We start from the raw sequence: 18,066 nt of genomic DNA, 5'->3' as shown, positions 1-18,066 counted from the left end.
GTCGTCCTGCTCGGCGTCGCCTACCTCGTCACCTCCGGCTGACTCCAGCCGGCTCCGGCGTGGCCGCCGCGCATCCCGCCGCACCCGGTCTCTCCGACGTCCCGGGTTCACCGGGGCCACCGCCCGGACGCCCCCGCCTCCGACAGCGGGGGCGCGCCGGTCAGGGGGCCAGGCGGTGCAGGTCGCGCGGGAACAGGGTGGTCCAGCGGATGTTGTCGGCGCCGGTCAGCCGGGCGACGAACCGCTCCAGGCCCAGCGCGAACCCGCCGTGCGGCGGCATGCCGTGCGCGAAGGCGGCGAGGTAGCCGGCGTACGGGCCGGGGCTCTCCCCCCGGGCCTCCAGGGCGGCCAGGTAGTCGGAGTGGCGGTGTAGCCGCTGCCCGCCGGTGACCAGTTCGAGGCCGCGGAAGAGCAGGTCGAAGCTGTTGGAGTACTCCGGACGGCCCGGCTCAGGGTGGGTGTAGAACGGGCGCTTGACCATGGGGTAGCCGGTGACGAAGAGGAACTCCGAGCCGTGCTCGCGAAGGGCCCACTCGCACAGCCATCGCTCGTGCGCCGGAGCCAGGTCGGGCTCGCCCCGCGGGTCCTCCCCCGTCTCGCGGGCCAGAAGCTCCTGCGCGTCGGCGAAGTGGATGGCGGGGATCTCGCGCGGCACGTCCGGCAGCCGGACGCCGAGCAGGTCGACCGCCGCCGAGGCGCGCTCGGCGACCGAGGCCACCATGTCGGCCACGGCCTCGCGGACCACGGCCATCACGTCGCGATGGTCGGTCACGAAGCCCATCTCGGCGTCGAGGCTCGTGTACTGGGCCAGGTGCCGCGCCGTGTCGTGCGGTTCGGCGCGGAACACCGGGCCCACCTCGTACACCCGCTCGAAGACCCCGACCATGGTCTGCTTGTAGAACTGCGGGGACTGCGCCAGGTACGCCTTCCGGCCGAACCAGTCGAGCGCGAACACGTTGGCCCCCGACTCGGTGGCCGAGGAGACGACCTTGGGCGTGTGCACCTCGGTGAAGTCGAGCCGTTCGAGCGCGCGCCGGAAACCCGCCACCGACGCCGCGGTGATCTCGAACGGCGCGCGCAGCCGCGGGTGGCGCAGGGCGACCGCCGCGTTGTCCAGGACGGTGGGCAGGGCCGCGGTGACGACCGGCCGGTAGAGGTCGAACGGCGGCGTGAGCGCCGGCTCCGACAGCGCGCGCACGGACGGAGAGGTGATCTCCACGCCGCCGGGCGCCTGGACGTTGGCCGTGGCCGTGCCCACCACCTCGACCACGGTCTCCTCGGGAAGGTCGGCGAGCCGCGTCACGAGCTCGGGGTCGGCCGCCACGACCTGCACGAGCCCGTCCCGGTCGCGCAGTACGGCGAAGGTCACCGACTTCAGCGGGCGGACTCGATGCAGCCATCCGGCGAGGGTCACCTCGTCCCCGACGTGCTTCGACACCTGGGAGGAAAGAATTCGCATGGCTACTCCACGGACACAAGCGACAAGCGGAGTCCCTGGCAGGTGCGGGCGAGCAGGGACGTTTCGCTCGCGGTGCCACCACACCTTCGCCTCGCCGACGGCGAAGCCTCATCGCGCCCGATCACGGAGGCCGACCGGCGGGGCATTGGACGGCGCGGCAAGCGGCGCCGCCGTTCCTCCCCGCAGCTCAGAAGGGTCTTCGGCCGGGAAGCGAGGCCGCCTTTCCAGCGTCGGCAGCTCTCTCGTGACTCGCCCGGGCCCGGCCTACTCGGCTTCGTCACAGCTTTGCCGAAAAGCATAACCGAGAACGGTCTGTCACCGAGCGTGGCGATCACGCTTCCGCTGCCGGGGCCGGCGGCCTCGTGGCGCGCGGCCGGTTCCCCAGAAAGCGTTACATTCGCGACATTTGTCGGTGGGTCGAGGTCGGTTTACTGAGCTGAGGATCGTGCATGAAGAGCAGTGACGCGGTCTCCGTCCACCTCGCCGGGAGAGGGCACGCGCCGTGCGCGGGAGAGGTCTTCATGAACAGGCTGAAGAACGCGACGAGCCCCTACCTGCTACAGCATGCGGACAACCCCGTGGAGTGGTTCGAATGGGGTGAGGAGGCCTTCGCCGAGGCCCGCCGCAGAGACGTGCCGCTGCTGGTGTCGGTGGGGTACTCCGCCTGTCACTGGTGCCACGTGATGGCCCACGAGTCCTTCGAGGACGCGCAGACCGCGCGGATGATGAACGAGGCGTTCGTCAACGTCAAGGTCGACCGCGAGGAGCGGCCCGACGTCGACGCCGTCTACATGAACGCCACGACCGCGATGAACGGCCAGGGCGGGTGGCCGATGACGGTGTTCGCCACCCCCGAGGGCCACCCGTTCTACACCGGCACCTACTTCCCCCGGCGGCAGTTCCAGCAGCTGCTGGGAGCCATATCCAAGGCGTGGGGTCAGGACCGCGACGAGGTCGCGGCGGCCGGCGGCAGGGTCGTCGAGCAGCTCGGCCGGTTCGCCGTCACCCCGTCGGGGCCGGCGCCGACCCGGGAGGTCACCGAGCAGGCCGTGCGCGACCTGGCGAAGAGCTTCGACGCCGCGCGCGGCGGGTTCGGCGGGGCGCCGAAGTTCCCGCCGTCCATGGTCCTGGAGTTCCTGCTCCGGCACGGCACCCACGAGGCCACCGAGATGGCCGGCGCGACGCTGGAGGCCATGGCCCGGGGCGGCATCTACGACCAGCTCTGCGGCGGCTTCGCCCGCTACAGCGTGGACGCCGGCTGGGTGGTGCCGCACTTCGAGAAGATGCTGTACGACAACGCGCTGCTGCTGCGCGTGTACGCCCACTGGTGGCGCTCCACCGGGAACCCGCTGGCCAAGCGCGTCGCCCTGGAGACGGCCGAGTGGATGCTCCGCGAGCTCGGCACCTCCGAGGGCGGCTTCGCCTCGGCGCTGGACGCCGACAGCGAGGGCGAGGAGGGCAAGTTCTACGTCTGGACCCCGGCCGAGCTACGCCGCGTGCTGGGCGAGAAGCGCGGCGAGTGGGCCGCCGCCGTCTTCAACGTGACCCCCGAGGGCACGTTCGAGCACGGCGCCTCGGTGCTCCAGCTCCTGTCGGAGCCGCCGGACAAGGCGGTGTTCGACGACGTGCGCGCGGAGCTGCTCACGGCACGCGAGCAGCGGGTGCGTCCGGGCAGGGACGACAAGGTGGTGGCCGCGTGGAACGGCCTGGCCGTCGCCGCCCTGGCCGAGGCCGGCGCGCTGTTCGACCGTCCCCACCTGATCGGGGCCGCCCGTACCGCCGCCAAGCTGCTCGACCGGGTGCACGTCCAGGACGGACGGCTCTGGCGGACCTCCCGCGACGGCCGGGTGGGCGCGAACGCCGGGGTGCTGGAGGACTACGCCGACGTCGCGGAGGGGTTCATCGCCCTCTACGGGGTGACCGGCGAGACGCGGTGGTTCGACCGGGCGGGCGCGCTGCTCGACACCGTGCTCGAACACTTCCCCGACGGCTCCGGCGGCTTCTACGACACCCCCGACGACGGCGAGGCGCTGTTCCAGCGCCCCCAGGACCCGACCGACGGCGCCACCCCCTCGGGCCGCTCGGCGGCGGCCGGGGCCCTGCTCTCGTACGCCGCGCTCACGGGCTCAACCCGCCACCGCGAGGCGGCCGAGGCCGCCCTCGGCACCGTGACCGCCCTGACCGAACGCCAGAGCGCCCGTTTCGCCGGCTGGGGCCTGGCGGTCGCCGAGGCCGTGCTGGCCGGCCCGGCCGAGATCGCCATCGCCGGCCCCCTGGACGACCCGCGCACCACCGCCCTGCACCGCGCCGCCCTCATGGCCGCCGTCCCCGGCGCCGTCATCGCCCTGGGCGACGGCGACGTCCCCCTCATGGAGGGCCGCACCCTCGTGAACGGCCACCCCGCCGCCTACGTCTGCCGCCACTTCACCTGCCACGCCCCCGTGACCACCCCGGCGGAACTGACCAAGGAACTCCTCAACCCCGCCTGACAGGCAGCCCACCCCGACCACTCCGGCAAGGCCGGGCCCGCGCAGGGCCCGGCCTCACACCGGTCAGGAAATCTCTCCGCCCTTCACCCCACCGACGAAGACCCTCCACGCCGCCGGCCCGAGAACAAGCACCGGCCCAGCGGGATTCTTGCTGTCCCGAACGGCGACCAGGCCGGGGAGATTTCCTGCGACCTCGACGCACTGGCCGCCGTTGTTCCCGCTGCGGGAACTCTTCCTCCACGCGGCCTTTGATAGCTCTGCCGAGGTCAAGCCCTTTTACTCCATTGAGCCGCCACTTCCTTGATCTTTTCCAGTCTGACGTGCGAGATCTGGTAGAGGTCAGCCCGGAGGGCCTATGGGGACGATCGGGGGGACCTCGGGTTCCTCTTGGGGCGGGTCGTCCGGCGGGTTGTCGGGGGCGTCCGGCGGGGGCGGAGGGGTGGCGTCGGGGTCGGGGACGGTGTCGGTGGGCGGGGACGAGGGCGGGGGCGTCTGGTCGTCGCCGGGCGGGGTCTGGGTGGGGGGCTGGTCGCCCCAGCCGTCCTCCTGGTACTCGTCGCCGTTGCCGCCCCAGCCGTTGTCCTCGTCGTACCAGCCGCCGTTGTACGGGTCGTACGAGGTGGACTCGGGGAACTCCTTCACCGGCTTGCCCGCCATGGCCTCGGCCATGAAGGCCTTCCACACGCGGGCGGGCAGGGAGCCGCCGAAGAGGGCGCCGTAGCCGGGCACGCGGACGGTCTTGTTGTCGTCGCGGAACATGTTGACCGCGGTGGAGAGCTGCGGCGTATAGCCCACGAACCAGACCGAGCTGGCGGCGTCGCTAGTGCCGGTCTTGCCGGCCGCCGGGCGGTCGTAGAGCCGGGCGGCCGTGCCGGTGCCGCCCTCGACCACCTGCCGCATCGCGTAGGTGGCGTCGGCGGCGGTGTGCTCGCTGAACGCGCGCACGCCGGGCTCGGCGAACTTGCGGGTGATCTTGGCGGCGTCGGTCACCGAGCGGATGACGTGCGCCTTGCGGTGCACGCCCTCGGCGGCGAAGGTGGCGAACCCGGACGCCTGCTGGACGGCGCTCACCGACGCCGTGCCGAGCGGGAAGGTGGGGAAGTCCTTCTGCCGGGCGATCTGGTCGGCCGGGATGCCCGCGGCCTCGGCGGCCTCGGCGACCTTCTCCAGGCCGACCTTCTGCGCGAGGTCGACGAACGCGGTGTTGACGGAGTCGCGCGTGGCCTCGACCAGGTCGATGGCCGAACCGTAGGAGGTGCCGCCGGAGTTGGGGATCGGATCCTTCGCGGACGCCACCCTGATGGGCGAGTTGCCCTCGACCCTGGTGTTCAGGTCGAGCCCCTGCTCCAGCGCCGCCGCCAGCGTGTACGGCTTGAAGGTCGACCCGGCCTGCACCTTCGCCGAGAACGCGTTGTCGTACTGGTTGGCGGTGTACTCCTTGCCGCCGTAGAAGGCGACAACCTCGCCGGTTTCGGGCACGACGGCGGCCAGGCCGGTGCGCACCTTGCCGGACGTGCCCTCCGGCAGCGTGTCCTCGACGGCGCGCTGGGCGGCGGTCATCAGGTTCTTGTCGAACGTCGTCGTGATCTTCAGGCCGCCCTGCTGGATGTCCTCGTCGGAGTACCCGCGGCTGTTCAGCTCCGAGCGCACCTGGGCCAGGATGTAGCCCTTCTGCCCGCTCAGCGACAGCGGGTTCTTCAGCTTGGCCAGCTTGGGGAAGGTCAGCGCGGCGGCGTCGGACGGGCTGAGCGTGCCGGTGCCCACCATGGCGTCGACCACCGCCTGCCAACGGGCCTTGGCGGCGTCCAGATCGGCGCCCTTGGGGGAGGCGAACCGCGACGGCTGCTGGATCACCGCGGCGAGGTAGGCGCCCTGGGCCGGGGTCAGCTTGCCGACGCTCTTGCCGAAGTAGGCCTGCGCGGCGGCCTCGACGCCATAGGCGCCGCGCCCGAAGTAGATGGTGTTGAGGTACTGCTCGAGCACCCACCCCTTGGACCGCGACTGGTCGACCTTCAGCGCGATCATGATCTCTTTGAACTTGCGGGTGACCGACCGCTCCTGGCTCAGCCCGCTGTAGTAGTTGCGGACGAGCTGCTGGGTGATCGTCGAGCCGCCCTGGAGCTGGCTCCCGGTGACGGTCGACCACATGGCGCGCGCCGTGCCCTGCAGGGAGACGCCTTGGTCTTGGTAAAAAGTACGGTTCTCCACGGCTATCACCGCGTCACGTACGACCTGCGGCACCTGCTTCAGGGGGACGTTCTTGCGGTTGACGCCCTCGCGGGCCAGCACCGTCTTGCCGTCGCGGTAGTAGACCAGGGACCCCTGGGCGGTCGCCAGCTTCTGCGTGGTGTCGGGGATCGGGGTGAGAACCCAGACCACGGCGAGGACCCCCACGACGCCGAGGACGGCGATGCCCCCCGCGATGAGGAACCGGCGGAGAAGACGTCGCCTCACCTGGCGCCTCTTCTCTACGTCCCGCATTCGGCCTGACCCCCGATCTGCCACTCAGCAAAACCCCGTGAGCTGGGCGGATCGTCCACAGTAAACGATAGATAACACTGCCGCGCGCGTCGAGCCTCACGAGCCGCCACATATAGGACGCGTCAACGGCACGTTCGGACGGCACCCGCCGGGCGGCGCCCGGGGTCAAGGCCGGGCCCGGACGACGCTATGGCGATCTTCGCCGTAGCGAGCCCGCCACCAGCGGGAGCACCCGGTAGGCGACCGGCGTGTCCAGGGCGATCACCGACGACGTGCGCACCACCCCCTCGACCTCCACGATGAGGTCGATGACCCTCTGGAGGTCGGCGTTGCTGCGCGCGACCACCCGGCACAGCATGTCACCGCCGCCCGTGATCGTGTGCACTTCCAGCACCTCGGGGATCGCGGCCAGCAGCCCCGCCACCGGATCATGACCGCTGACCTGGCGGATCTGCAGGGTGACGAACGCCGTGACGGCGTAGCCGAGCGCGGCGGGGTCGACGTCCGGCCCGAAGCCGGTGACGATCCCGGTCTGGACCAGGCGGTCGAGGCGCGCCTGGACGGTGCCGCGCGCGACTCCCAGCCGCCGGGAGGCCTCCAGGATGCCCACCCGCGGCTCGGCCGCCAGCAGCGAGATCAACCGGATGTCCAGCTCGTCGATCGTCATGCTGCACAGGATCGCCGCTGGTAGACCCCGGTTACTAGACAATCTGACCACCTATTTCTGTAACACTTGCGCATATAGGACACCACGCCAGACAGTGGGCTCATGAGCGATGTCTTTCCCGTGCATGGCATGGACTCAGTGGTCTTCGCCGTCGGCAACGCCAAGCAGGCGGCGCACTACTACTCCTCGGCCTTCGGCATGCGCCTGACGGCGTACAAGGGGCCGGAGACCGGCAGCCGCGACGAGGTGGCCTACGTGCTGACCTCCGGGAGCGCGCGGTTCGAGCTGCGCGGCTCGGTGCGCCCGGGCACGGCGGTGGCCCGCCACGTGGCCGAGCACGGTGACGGCGTGGTCGACCTCGCGCTGGACGTGCCCGACGTCGAGGCCGCGTACGCGCACGCCGTCGCCGCGGGGGCCAAGGGCCTGGCCGAGCCGTACACGATGGAGGACGAGAAGGGCAAGGTCGTGCTCGCGGCCATCGCCGCCTACGGCGACACCCGGCACACCCTGGTCGACCGGTCGAACTACAGCGGCGTCTACCTCCCCGGCTTCGTCCCCGCGGAGCCGATGGTGGAGCCGCCGGCCAAGAGGTTCTTCCAGGCGATCGACCACTGCGTCGGCAACGTCGAGCTGGGCAAGATGGACGAGTGGGTGGAGTTCTACAAGCGCGTGATGGGCTTCACCAACATGGCGGAGTTCGTCGGGGACGACATCGCCACCGAGTACTCCGCGCTGATGTCCAAGGTCGTCGCCAACGGCACCCGCAAGGTGAAGTTCCCGCTCAACGAGCCGGCGATCAGCCGCAAGAAGTCGCAGATCGACGAGTACCTGGAGTTCTACGGCGGCCCCGGCGTCCAGCACATCGCGCTGGCCACCAACGACATCCTGCGCACCGTGGCGCAAATGCGCGCCGCCGGGGTGGAGTTCCTGGAGACCCCCGACTCCTACTACGACGACCCCGCCCTGCGGGCCCGCATCGGCGAGGTGCGCGTGCCCGTCGAGGAGCTGAAGCAGCAGCGCATCCTCGTCGACCGCGACGAGGACGGGTACCTGCTGCAGATCTTCACCAAGCCCGTCCAGGACCGGCCGACGGTGTTCTTCGAGTTCATCGAGCGCCACGGCTCGCTCGGGTTCGGCAAGGGCAACTTCAAGGCCCTGTTCGAGGCCATCGAACGCGAGCAGGACCGGCGCGGCAACCTTTAATCCGGTTCGCCCCGGAAGGTGGTGAAGCCGCCTCTCCCGCAGCCCGGGAGAGGCGGCAAAGCATCTCCCGTCGCGGTGGAGATCCCTGATGACCTGCCCTTTCTCGCGTAGGCTGCCTGCCATGCAGCTCAGGGGTCCCCGACGGGTGACGGCCGTCCTGTCCACGGTGATGATCACCCTCACCGCCTGCTCGGCGTCGAACGGGGCGACCGCGCCCACTCCGGCCCCCCTCGCGGGCGGCGTCCGGGCGACCGTGGCCGCGGCCCTCCCGGGCGCCGCGGGCATCGGCGACCCCGACTTCCCCGAGGACGGCAACGGCGGCTACGACGTCGGCCACTACGCGCTGAAGCTCGCCTACGATCCGCCGACCAAGAACCTCTCGGGCACGGCCAGCGTCAGGGCGACGGCCACGCAGGGCCTGTCACGGTTCGACCTCGACCTGCACGGCTACACCGTCCACCGCGTGAGCGTCGACGACAAGCCCGCGAGCTTCACCCGCAGGGGCGACGAGCTGGTGGTCAGCCCGGCCTCGCCGATCGCCAAGGGCGCGGCGTTCAAGGTCGCCGTCGAGTACGCCGGCAGGCCCGACCCCGTGCGCGAGTCCCCCAACCTCGGCACCTACGGCTTCATCCCGACGGCGGACGGCGCGTTCGTCACCAGCGAGCCCAACGGCTCCAAGACCTGGTTCCCCTGCAACGACCACCCCGCCGACAAGGCCACGTTCGACTTCGACGTCACCGTGCCCGCCGGGACGACGGTCATCGCCAACGGCGAGATGCGCGCAGCCCCCGCCACCTCCGGCGGCACCACCACCTTCGCCTGGCGCGAGAGCAACCCGATGGCGACCTACCTGGCCACGATCACGATGGGCAGGTTCGACGTCCGCACCGGCAAGACCCGCGGCGGCATCCCGATGTACGCCGCCACCGACCCGGCGTTCCGCCGCAAGCTCGACTTCCTGTACGACACCTCGGCGAGGACCACCGACTACTGGGCCACGGTGTTCGGGCCCTACCCGTTCAAGTCGACCGGCGGCGTGATCGACGACTTCTCCAGCGGCTACGCGCTGGAGAACCAGACCAAGCCCATGTACGGCGGCTTCGAGCCGGACGCCAACATCATCGCCCACGAGATCGCCCACCAGTGGTTCGGCAACAGCGTCAGCATCACCCGCTGGAAGGACCTGTGGCTCAACGAGGGGTTCGCCACCTACGCCGAGTGGCTGTGGACCGAGCACGACAAGGGCGTTCCCGCGCAGAAGACCTTCGAGGACATGTACGCGGTCGCCCGGGCGCCGCTGTGGGAGTACCCGCCCGGAGTGGCCCGGCGCCAAGACCTGTTCAACGTGTCGGTCTACACCCGAGGCGCGATGACGCTGCACGTGCTCCGCCGCAGGATCGGCGACGAGGCGTTCTTCCGGCTGCTGCGCACCTGGACCGACCGGCACAAGTACGGCAACGCCACCACCGGGCAGTTCATCGAGCTCGCCGAGAAGGTCTCGGGCAAGCCCCTCGGCGACCTCTTCGACGCCTGGCTGTTCAAGGCCCGTCGCCCCACCATCCTGCGCTGACCGGCGTCCCCGGCGGGCCCGTCAGTTGAAGATCAACTTGTAGCCGTAGCCGCGCAGGCCCGCGAGCACCTCGTCGCAGTGGAGCGGGCCCCTGGTCTCCAGGTGCATCAGCACCTCGGCCTCGTCCATCTGGAGGCGGGGCGCCATGCGCTCGTGCACGACGTCGAGCACGTTCGCGCCCAGGCCCGCCAGGCGGCCCAGGAGGGTGGCCAGGGCCCCCGGGCGGTCGGGCAGGCGGATGCGGAAGGCCAGGTAGCGCCCGGCGGCCGACAGGCCGTGCCTGAGCACCTTCGACAGCAGCAGAGGGTCGATGTTGCCGCCCGACAGCACGGCGACGACCGGCGGCTCGAACGCGTGCGGCTGGTCGAGCAGCGCGGCCACCCCGGCCACCCCGGCCGGCTCCACCACCTGCTTGACCCGCTCCAGGCAGAGCAGCAACGCCCGCGACAGGGACTCCTCCGAGACCGTCACCACGCTGTCGACCAGGTAGTGGATCATCTCGAACGTGATGTCGCCGGGACGGCCCACGGCGATGCCGTCGGCCATGGTGGACACCGGCTCGACCATGACCGGGTGGCCGGCGGCCAGCGACGCAGGGTAGGCGGCGGCCCGCTCGGCCTGCACGCCCACCACCCGCACGCCCGGGCGCATCGACTTGACCGCGAGCGCCACCCCGGCGGCGAGCCCCCCGCCGCCGACGGCCAGCGCGATCGTGCCGACCTCCGGGAGCTGGTCGAGGATCTCCAGCCCGAGGGTGCCCTGGCCGGCCACGACGTCGGCGTGGTCGAAGGGATGGATGAAGACGGCCCCGGTGGTCTCCGCGTGCTCCTTGGCCGCGATCAGCGACTCGTCGACGGTGATCCCGGCGAAGATCACGTCGGCGCCGTAGGAGCGGGTGGCTTCGATCTTGGGCAACGGCGCGCCCAGCGGCATGAACACCGTGGCCTTGCACCCGAGCAGCCCCGAGGCCAGCGCCACCCCCTGGGCGTGGTTGCCCGCGCTCGCGGCCACCACCCCGCGCGCCCGCTCCTCGTCGGTGAGCCGGGCGATCCGGACGTACGCCCCCCTGATCTTGAAGGAGCCGGCCCGCTGGAGGTTCTCGCACTTGAGGTACGCCGGCCCGCCGACCAGCTCCGACAGCACGCGCGAGTACAACATGGGCGTCCGCACCACCACGTCGTCAAGCAGGTCGCGCGCCGCCACGACGTCGTCGTAGGTCACCTCGGGTACCGCCATGCCCGAAGTCTCCCACCCACCCGAAACCCCACCCACCACCGCCCCACCCAGCAGATCATCCCCCCACTCCAGCAGTGCGGCACGATCCCCCCGCCTCCACCATGGTGCCTTCGACGCGCTTTTAGAAGGCGCCCCTCGCCCACCCCCCTGTGCCTCGCGCGGGCAACCGTCCCGAGGTGGTTGAGGAAACGGCGGCCATCAACCCGGTTGTCGTCTACCACGACCACGCCCCCAACCGGCCCGACCCGCCCCAGCCAGCCCCGACCCGCCCCAACCGGCCCCGCCCGCACCCGGTCGACGCAGCCAGCGCCCCCGCACCCAGGGCGCGACCACATCACCCCCGCCAGCCAACTGCCCACTCCCGGCGCCGCGTCGGCGAGAGCTGGGACGACGAAGCCGGCGCCGCCGTACGCCGAGCAACCCGGTTGTCGTCGACCCCGACCACGCCCCAACCGGCCCCGACCGCATCCCGGTCGACTCGGTCGTCCGACAGGCGGTGGTCATCGACACCATGCCGACCTCCAGGCGGACTCGGATGAGGCGTAACCACGACCGGTCGCCTCGGCCCGCTCCCTCTACGGTCATGGACGGTTCCCTGCGCCACCGTGGGGCGGGCTCAGGTCGAGGGTCGCCCTTGATAGAGCGCGCCGAAGGCACCATTTCGGGACGGCGACCGGTTGATCACCGGCCCGGGAGGTACTTCGGGTGGCATGGCGGGGAAGGCCGGCCACCGGCCGGACGAGGGTGAGGTCACCCGAAGGCGTCGATGGCCGGGGACTACGGCGCGTCTTGGGGTGGGGCGGTCCAGTAGTGGGCAGCGGCGTGGAGGAGGGCGGCGGCGCCTATGAGGCCGGCGTCCTGGCCCAGGCGGGCGGGGACCACCCGGAGGCGGCGGGCGAAGTCCATGCGGGCGTGGGCGCGCAGGGCCTGCTCCAGGGGGTCGAAGAGCAAGGGGCCGGACTGGGACAGGCCGCCGCCGACGGTCACGATGTCGAGGTCGCACAGGTGGGTGGCCGAGGCGATGGCGATGCCGAGCGCCCGCCCGGCCCGGGTGAGGGCGCGCAGGGCGATCTCGTCGCCGGCGGCGGCGTCCGCCGCCAACTGGCGGCCGCTCGCGGCCGTCGCCTCGACGTAGGGCTCTCCCCCCGGCGTATCCCCGGCGCTCGGCGTGGTCCCGGCCCTCGGCGCGTCCCCAATGGCCGGTGCGTCCCCGGTGCCCGACGTGTGTCCGACGCCCGGGATGCTCCCTGCGTCCTGGATGTTCCCGGTGCCAGACGTGTCCCCGCTGCCCGACGAGTTCCCGGCGCCCGGGGTCCAGCCCTGGGCCAGGGCCCAGGCGGCTAGGCCGGGGCCTCGGGCGACGGCCTCCAGGCAGCCTCGGCCGCCGCAGCGGCACTCGGGGCCCTCGGGGTCGACGACGACGTGGCCGATGTGGCCGGCGTTGCCGGTGCCGCCGTCGATCAGCCGCCCGCCGAGGATCAGGCCTCCGCCGACGCCGGTGGACACCACCATGCCCAGCATGTCGGCGCTGCCCCGCCCGGCGCCGCGCCAGTGCTCGGCGGCGGCCAGGCAGATCGCGTCGTTGTGGACGCGCACCGGCATCCCGGGGAACCGGGCGGCGAGCATGGCCCGCAGCGGGAAGGCCTGCCACCCGGGCATGTTGAGCGGCGAGACGACGCCGTCGGGCCAGGTCATCGGGCCGCCGCACCCGGCGCCGACCCCGGTGACGACCGCCTGGGGCCACCGGTCGAGCACGGAGTCGACCAAGGTGGTCAGCGTCTTCCACAGCGCGGCGGCGTCTCCCCCGGGCGGCGTGGGGACGCGGTCGGCGACCAGCACCTCACCGTCGGAGCCGACGAGCCCGGCCGCGAACTTGGTGCCGCCGACGTCGATCGCCAGCACGACCTCCACGGCCGCGCCTGCGGGAAAGGGCAGCCTGGCCGGGCTCATCTGGCCCCACGCGCCGCCTTGGCGCCTCCCGAGCCGTTGGAGCTGGAGAACACCAGCAGCGCCGCCGAGAACCCGTGGACGTGGTTCTGCCCGGCCACCGGCCCGACCTCGCCCGCCGCGAAGAACCCGGCCATGCCGATCGCGCCCAGCGTGTCGCGGACGGCGAGCGCGTCGTGGTCGGAGCTGCCGAACATCGCCGAGCCCCGCCCGTTGCAGGCGAACAGCAGCGCGCCGTCGATGCGCCCGCGCTGCTCCACATGGGCGTCCAGCAGCGCGTAGAGATCTTCGTCGGCCGAGGCGGCGTCGCGCACCTGGAACCGGACGCTCTGCCCGATGTCGAGCACGTCGCCGACGGCCACGGCCTCGCGCTCGGGGTCGATGCCGAGGATGCCGCGGATCAGGAAGTCGCCGCGCTCGTGGATCTCGGCGTACTCGTCCATGGCGACGCCGATCTGCAGCCCGGCCGCGACCAGCTCCCTGTCCTCCTCGTCGAGGGCGCTGACGATGTCCTCCAGGCGGGCCAGGGCCGGTTGCCCGGCCAGCTCAAGCAGCAGGTTGTCCTCCGAGCGGGTGACGACCATCGTCGGCCCGATGGGGCGGCACCCCTGGCTCACGACCGTGCTGACGTCGATGGAGCCGCTCAGCATGACGCCGACCGCGCCCTCGGTGTACATCTCGCCGCCGGCGAACAGGCGGACCGAGCCCTGGCCGCCCATGCCGTTGGCCAGCCCGCCGACCAGGGGCAGGTTGCCGAGCACGTCGGCGGAGTTCTCCACGAAGGCGTCGGTGGGGAAACTGTAGGGATCGGCGAGCAGGACGGCCACGCGGTCGTCGGGGTCGCGGTCGGGCAGGCCGATGATGACGAAGCGGTCCTCCATGCGGAGCGTCTCCAGCACGAAGCTCGTGACCCGGGCGCCGTCGAGGCTCGCCGCCCACGCGCTGACCGCCGGCGTCAGCTCGACGCCCTGGTTGTCGCCGATCACGCCGGTGGCGCTGCACCCGATCACCTCGGCGCCGGGGGCCATGCGCATGGCGCGCAGCCCCGCCCGGGAGACCTCGTCGGGATCGTCGCCGCAGATGAAGAAGCACAGCAGGTCGGGCGGCCCCGACAGGCCGGAGAGCGCTTGGCGCACGGCGGTCTCGGCGGCGATGACGAGGTCGGAGCCCACGGCGAGACCGTCCGCGAACCGGCTTGTCAGCACTGCCACACGCCTCGCCTCCCCTTGCCTCCCGAGCCGCGTGTCATACATTGCCCCTCTTGCACGAATTCTCCCCACTACGGGAGTAACGACGCACGCGGAGCGTCACCCAATGGTCAAGATCCGAAATGTGCATAAGCTGCCACAACCCTGCATCGCGACGTAGTCTCGTTCCCGTGCATGAATCGCCCACACCGCGAAGCGAGACGCCGCGAGCACGGACCCTGCGCGACCTGCGCGAAGGTGGCCACACCTACCGCACGGTCAAGGCCGAGATCCGCGAGAACCTGCTGGCCAGACTACGCTCAGGCGTTCCCCGATTCCCGGGCATCGTCGGATTCGACGAGACCGTCCTGCCCCATCTGGAGCGGGCCCTGCTCGCCGGGCACGATCTCGTGCTGCTGGGTGAGCGCGGTCAGGGGAAGACCCGGCTGATCCGCACGGTCACCGGCCTGCTCGACGAGTGGACCCCGGTCGTCGACGGCTGCGAGATCAACGACCACCCGTACGCGCCCGCCTGCGTCCGGTGCGTCCGCCTGGCGGGCGAGCTGGGCGACGACCTGCCGATCGCCTGGAAGCACCGCGACGACAGGTACGGCGAGAAGCTCGCCACGCCCGACACCTCGGTCGGCGACCTGATCGGCGACGTCGACCCGATCAAGATCGCCGAGGGCCGCACGCTCGGCGACCCCGAGACCGTCCACTACGGCCTGGTGCCGCGCACCAACCGGGGCGTGTTCTCGGTCAACGAGCTGCCCGACCTCGCCGAGCGCATCCAGGTGTCGCTGCTCAACGTGCTGGAGGAGCGCGACATCCAGGTGCGCGGCTACAACCTGCGCCTGCCGCTCGACGTGCTGCTGATCGCCAGCGCCAACCCCGAGGACTACACCAACCGCGGCCGCATCATCACCCCGCTGAAAGACCGCTTCGGGGCCGAGATCCGCACGCACTACCCGCTCACGCTGGACGACGAGCTCAGCCTGATCCGCCAGGAGGCCACGCTCGCCTGGGGCGCGCTCGACTCCGCGGGCGGCCCGGCCGCCGGCACCGGCGACCAGGCCGGGCTCAGCGCCGAGCTGCCCGAGCACATCATCGAGATCATCGCCCGCTTCACCCGCCTGGTGCGCGAGTCGACGGCCGTCGACTCGCGGTCCGGCGTGTCGGCCCGCTTCTCGATCGCCGCCGCCGAGACGGCCGCCGCCTCCGCCGTGCGGCGCGCCGCGCTCACCGGCGAGGAGCGCCCCGTGACCCGGGTCGCCGACCTCCCCGGCGCGGTGCCCACCCTGCGGGGCAAGGTGGAGTTCGAGGTCAGCGAGGAGGGCCGCGAGGTCGAGGTGCTCGCCCACCTGCTGCGCCGCGCGGTCGCCGAGACCTTCCGCCGCACGCTCGGCGGCATGGATCTCTCCGCGCTGCTCGACAAGTTCACCGAGGGCACCCAGATCTCCTCCGGCGAGCTGACCACCGCCACCGAGCTGCTGCGCCAGATCGGGCCGGTCAACGGACTGTCGAAGATCATGTCGCAGGTGGGCATGGGCGAGGGCGACGAGTCCCCCGGCCACGCCGCCGCCGCGCTGGAGTTCGCCCTCGAAGGGCTCTACCTCATGCGGCGCCTGTCGAAGGACGAGACCGAAGCGGGCGCCGTCTACCGCACCTGACCTCGGCGCGCATTTCTTCGTATATCGGACATACGACGGTTAGGCTGCCAAGAGATGAGTGGTTACCGATACGGCGAGTACCACGACGGGCCCGACCCCCTGGCGCCGCCCTACGACGTGCGCGCCGCCCTCGACGAGATGGGCGACGCGATCCTGTCCGGCTCCACCCCGGCCGACTCCCTGCGCGACCTGCTCAGGAAGGGCCTGCCGGGCGCCCCCGACCGCAAGGGCCTGGACGAGCTGCTGCGCGAGGTGCGCAAGCGCCGCCGTGAGCTCCGCGAGCGCGGCGACCTTTCGGGCACGCTGGAGCGCGCCAGGGCGCTGCTGGACAAGGCGATCGGCCAGGAGCGGGCCGAGCTGTTCCCCGACCCCTCCGACGACGCCCGTCTGCGCGAGGCCGAGCTGGACGCGCTGCCCGGCGAGACCGCGAGCGCCGTGCGCGAGCTGAGCTCGTACGAGTGGCGCTCGGCGGCGGCGCGCCAGACGTTCGAGGAGCTGCGCGACCTGCTGCGCAGGGAGGTCCTGGACAGCCGGTTCCGCGGCATGCGCGACGCGCTGGCCAACCCCGACCCCGAGGCCATGGAGCGGGTCCGGCGCATGATGGCCGACCTGAACGACATGCTCGACCGGGACGCCCGCGGCGAGCACACCCAGGCCGACTTCGACCGGTTCATGGAGCAGCACGGGGAGTTCTTCCCCGAGAAGCCGCGCGACCTGGCCGAGCTGGTCGACATCCTGGCCCGCCGGGCGGCGGCGGCGCAGCGCATGCTCGCGTCGATGACGCCCGAGCAGCGCGAGGAGCTCCAGTCCTTGATCGAGCAGACCCTGGAGGACGCCGGCCTGGGCCAGGAGATGGCCCGCCTCGGCCAGTCGCTGTACGCCCGGCGTCCCGACCTCGCCTGGGACTCCTCCGAGCGCATGGAGGGGCAGCAGCCGCTGGGCATGGGCGACGCCGTCACCGCCCTGGAGGAGCTGGCCGACCTCGACCAGCTTGAGTCGGCGCTGCGCCAGGACTATCCGGGCGCCCGGCTGGACGACATCGACGAGGCCGCCGTGCGCCGCGCCCTCGGCCGCTCGGCCGTGGACGACCTCGAGACGCTCAAGCAGATCGAGCGCGAGCTGGAGCAGCAGGGCTACCTGCGGCGGCAGCGCGGCAAGCTGGAGCTGACCCCCAAGGGCGTGCGCCGGCTCGGTGAGACCGCCCTGCGCCGGGTGTTCGACTCCCTGGACGGCGGGCGGCGCGGCGACCACGACCAGCGCGACGCCGGGGCGGCCGGCGAGCTGACCGGCGGCTCGCGTCCCTGGCGCTTCGGCGACGAGCAGCCCCTGGACGTCGTCCGCACGGTGGTCAACGGCGTGCGGCGCGGCGCGGCCCGGGCCGAGGGCGGCCGGGTGGCCCTGTCGGTCGACGACTTCGAGGTGGCCGAGACCGAGCGCCGGACGGCGGCGGCGGTCTGCCTGCTGGTCGACCTGTCGTACTCGATGGCGCTGCGGGGCACGTGGGCCCCGGCCAAGCAGACGGCGCTGGCGCTCCAGGCGCTGGTGGCCTCCAAGTTCCCCGGCGACGCCGTGCAGATCATCGGCTTCTCCAACTACGCCCGGGTGCTGCAGCCCGAGGAGCTGGCCGGCCTCGAATGGGACATGGTGCAGGGCACCAACCTGCACCACGCGCTGCTGATCGCCGGGCGCCACCTCGACCGCCACCCCGACTTCGAGCCGGTGGTGCTGGTGGTCACCGACGGCGAGCCGACGGCGCACCTCATGCGCAACGGCCGCTACTGGTTCGAGTGGCCGCCGTCGCGCGAGACGCTGGAGCTCACGCTGTCGGAGGTCGACAAGATGACCCGGCGCCGCGCCACGCTCAACGTCTTCATGCTCGCCACCGACGAGCGCCTGAAGGACTTCGTCGACGAGGTCGCCCGCCGCAACGGCGGCCGGGTCTTCTCTCCCAGCGCCGACCGCCTCGGCGAGTACGTCGTCAGCGACTTCCTGCGCGCCCGCCGCTCGCGCTGACCGCACCGGCCGCGGCGGCCGTTCCGTCACCCGCGGGTGAGCGGGGCGGCCGGCTCGGCGTCCGCCCGCTTGTTCTGAATGGGGTTCATGGGGGTATGTCCCATTCAGGCAATCGCCGAGCTTAAAGGACGCGCATTCGTGCCT

Annotated in this window: 12 protein-coding genes; 5 read left to right on the top strand and 7 right to left on the bottom strand. The window is 71.9% G+C overall.

Going from position 1 to position 18,066, the window contains the following annotated elements; genetic code table 11:
* Positions 1-160: 160 nt before the first annotated feature.
* Positions 161-1,459, bottom strand: coding sequence for an aspartate--tRNA(Asn) ligase (gene aspS, locus PYR91_RS25510; protein WP_279783570.1), 1,299 nt, complete (start codon positions 1,457-1,459; stop codon positions 161-163).
* A 521-nt stretch (positions 1,460-1,980) separates the two neighbouring features.
* Between aspS and PYR91_RS25505 the strand changes: the two genes are divergently transcribed.
* Positions 1,981-3,948, top strand: coding sequence for a thioredoxin domain-containing protein (locus tag PYR91_RS25505; protein WP_279783909.1), 1,968 nt, complete (start codon positions 1,981-1,983; stop codon positions 3,946-3,948).
* A 63-nt stretch (positions 3,949-4,011) separates the two neighbouring features.
* On the opposite strand, the gene PYR91_RS25500 is transcribed toward PYR91_RS25505, so the two are convergent.
* The 3 genes from PYR91_RS25500 to PYR91_RS25490 form a co-directional block, all read right to left on the bottom strand.
* Positions 4,012-4,218 carry a DUF397 domain-containing protein gene (locus PYR91_RS25500; RefSeq protein WP_279783568.1) on the bottom strand — a complete coding sequence of 69 codons (207 nt, stop codon included), beginning with the start codon at positions 4,216-4,218 and terminating at the stop codon, positions 4,012-4,014.
* A 69-nt stretch (positions 4,219-4,287) separates the two neighbouring features.
* A complete protein-coding gene (locus tag PYR91_RS25495; RefSeq protein WP_279783566.1) occupies positions 4,288-6,402 on the bottom strand; it encodes a transglycosylase domain-containing protein in 2,115 nt (704 codons plus the stop codon).
* 214 nt (positions 6,403-6,616) lie between these two features.
* Entirely contained in the window at positions 6,617-7,096 is a 480-nt protein-coding gene (locus PYR91_RS25490; RefSeq protein ID WP_279783564.1) for an Lrp/AsnC family transcriptional regulator, read from the bottom strand.
* 129 nt (positions 7,097-7,225) lie between these two features.
* Here PYR91_RS25490 and hppD point away from each other — a divergent pair, with 129 nt between their 5' ends.
* Together hppD and PYR91_RS25480 are read left to right on the top strand one after the other, a co-directional pair.
* Positions 7,226-8,299 carry a 4-hydroxyphenylpyruvate dioxygenase gene (gene hppD / locus PYR91_RS25485; protein WP_279783562.1) on the top strand — a complete coding sequence of 358 codons (1,074 nt, stop codon included), beginning with the start codon at positions 7,226-7,228 and terminating at the stop codon, positions 8,297-8,299.
* A 121-nt stretch (positions 8,300-8,420) separates the two neighbouring features.
* A complete protein-coding gene (locus tag PYR91_RS25480; RefSeq protein WP_279783560.1) occupies positions 8,421-9,869 on the top strand; it encodes a M1 family metallopeptidase in 1,449 nt (482 codons plus the stop codon).
* A 21-nt stretch (positions 9,870-9,890) separates the two neighbouring features.
* Here PYR91_RS25480 and ilvA read toward each other — a convergent pair whose 3' ends face one another.
* The 3 genes from ilvA to PYR91_RS25465 form a co-directional block, all read right to left on the bottom strand.
* Complete coding sequence (gene ilvA / locus PYR91_RS25475; RefSeq protein WP_279783558.1) at positions 9,891-11,105, bottom strand: threonine ammonia-lyase; 1,215 nt, start codon at positions 11,103-11,105, stop codon at positions 9,891-9,893.
* 777 nt (positions 11,106-11,882) lie between these two features.
* Positions 11,883-13,055: an ROK family protein gene (locus tag PYR91_RS25470; RefSeq protein WP_279783556.1), complete on the bottom strand. Its 1,173-nt coding sequence runs from the start codon at positions 13,053-13,055 to the stop codon at positions 11,883-11,885.
* A complete protein-coding gene (locus PYR91_RS25465; RefSeq protein ID WP_279783554.1) occupies positions 13,052-14,263 on the bottom strand; it encodes an FIST N-terminal domain-containing protein in 1,212 nt (403 codons plus the stop codon). Before PYR91_RS25465 ends, PYR91_RS25470 begins: the two co-directional genes overlap by 4 nt.
* A gap of 167 nt (positions 14,264-14,430) precedes the next feature.
* On the opposite strand from PYR91_RS25465, the gene PYR91_RS25460 reads away from it, so the two are divergent.
* Both PYR91_RS25460 and PYR91_RS25455 read left to right on the top strand, forming a co-directional pair.
* Positions 14,431-15,909: a sigma 54-interacting transcriptional regulator gene (locus tag PYR91_RS25460; protein ID WP_279783552.1), complete on the top strand. Its 1,479-nt coding sequence runs from the start codon at positions 14,431-14,433 to the stop codon at positions 15,907-15,909.
* 54 nt (positions 15,910-15,963) lie between these two features.
* A complete protein-coding gene (locus PYR91_RS25455) occupies positions 15,964-17,922 on the top strand; it encodes a hypothetical protein (protein WP_279783550.1) in 1,959 nt (652 codons plus the stop codon).
* Positions 17,923-18,066 lie beyond the last annotated feature (144 nt).

Origin of the sequence: Sphaerisporangium sp. TRM90804, from assembly GCF_029846175.1 — a bacterium.
Lineage (GTDB): Bacteria > Actinomycetota > Actinomycetes > Streptosporangiales > Streptosporangiaceae > Sphaerisporangium.
The sequence above is the reverse complement of the archived record's forward strand: the minus strand, read 5'-3'. Positions and strand labels throughout refer to the sequence as shown.

Coding starts and splice junctions, on each gene's coding strand:
- aspS (WP_279783570.1), bottom strand. CDS start 1,459: ATGCGAATTCTTTCCTCCCAGGTGTCGAAGCACGTCGGGGACGAGGTG.
- PYR91_RS25505 (WP_279783909.1), top strand. CDS start 1,981: ATGAACAGGCTGAAGAACGCGACGAGCCCCTACCTGCTACAGCATGCG.
- PYR91_RS25490 (WP_279783564.1), bottom strand. CDS start 7,096: ATGACGATCGACGAGCTGGACATCCGGTTGATCTCGCTGCTGGCGGCC.
- hppD (WP_279783562.1), top strand. CDS start 7,226: ATGGACTCAGTGGTCTTCGCCGTCGGCAACGCCAAGCAGGCGGCGCAC.
- PYR91_RS25480 (WP_279783560.1), top strand. CDS start 8,421: ATGCAGCTCAGGGGTCCCCGACGGGTGACGGCCGTCCTGTCCACGGTG.
- ilvA (WP_279783558.1), bottom strand. CDS start 11,105: ATGGCGGTACCCGAGGTGACCTACGACGACGTCGTGGCGGCGCGCGAC.
- PYR91_RS25470 (WP_279783556.1), bottom strand. CDS start 13,055: ATGAGCCCGGCCAGGCTGCCCTTTCCCGCAGGCGCGGCCGTGGAGGTC.
- PYR91_RS25455 (WP_279783550.1), top strand. CDS start 15,964: ATGAGTGGTTACCGATACGGCGAGTACCACGACGGGCCCGACCCCCTG.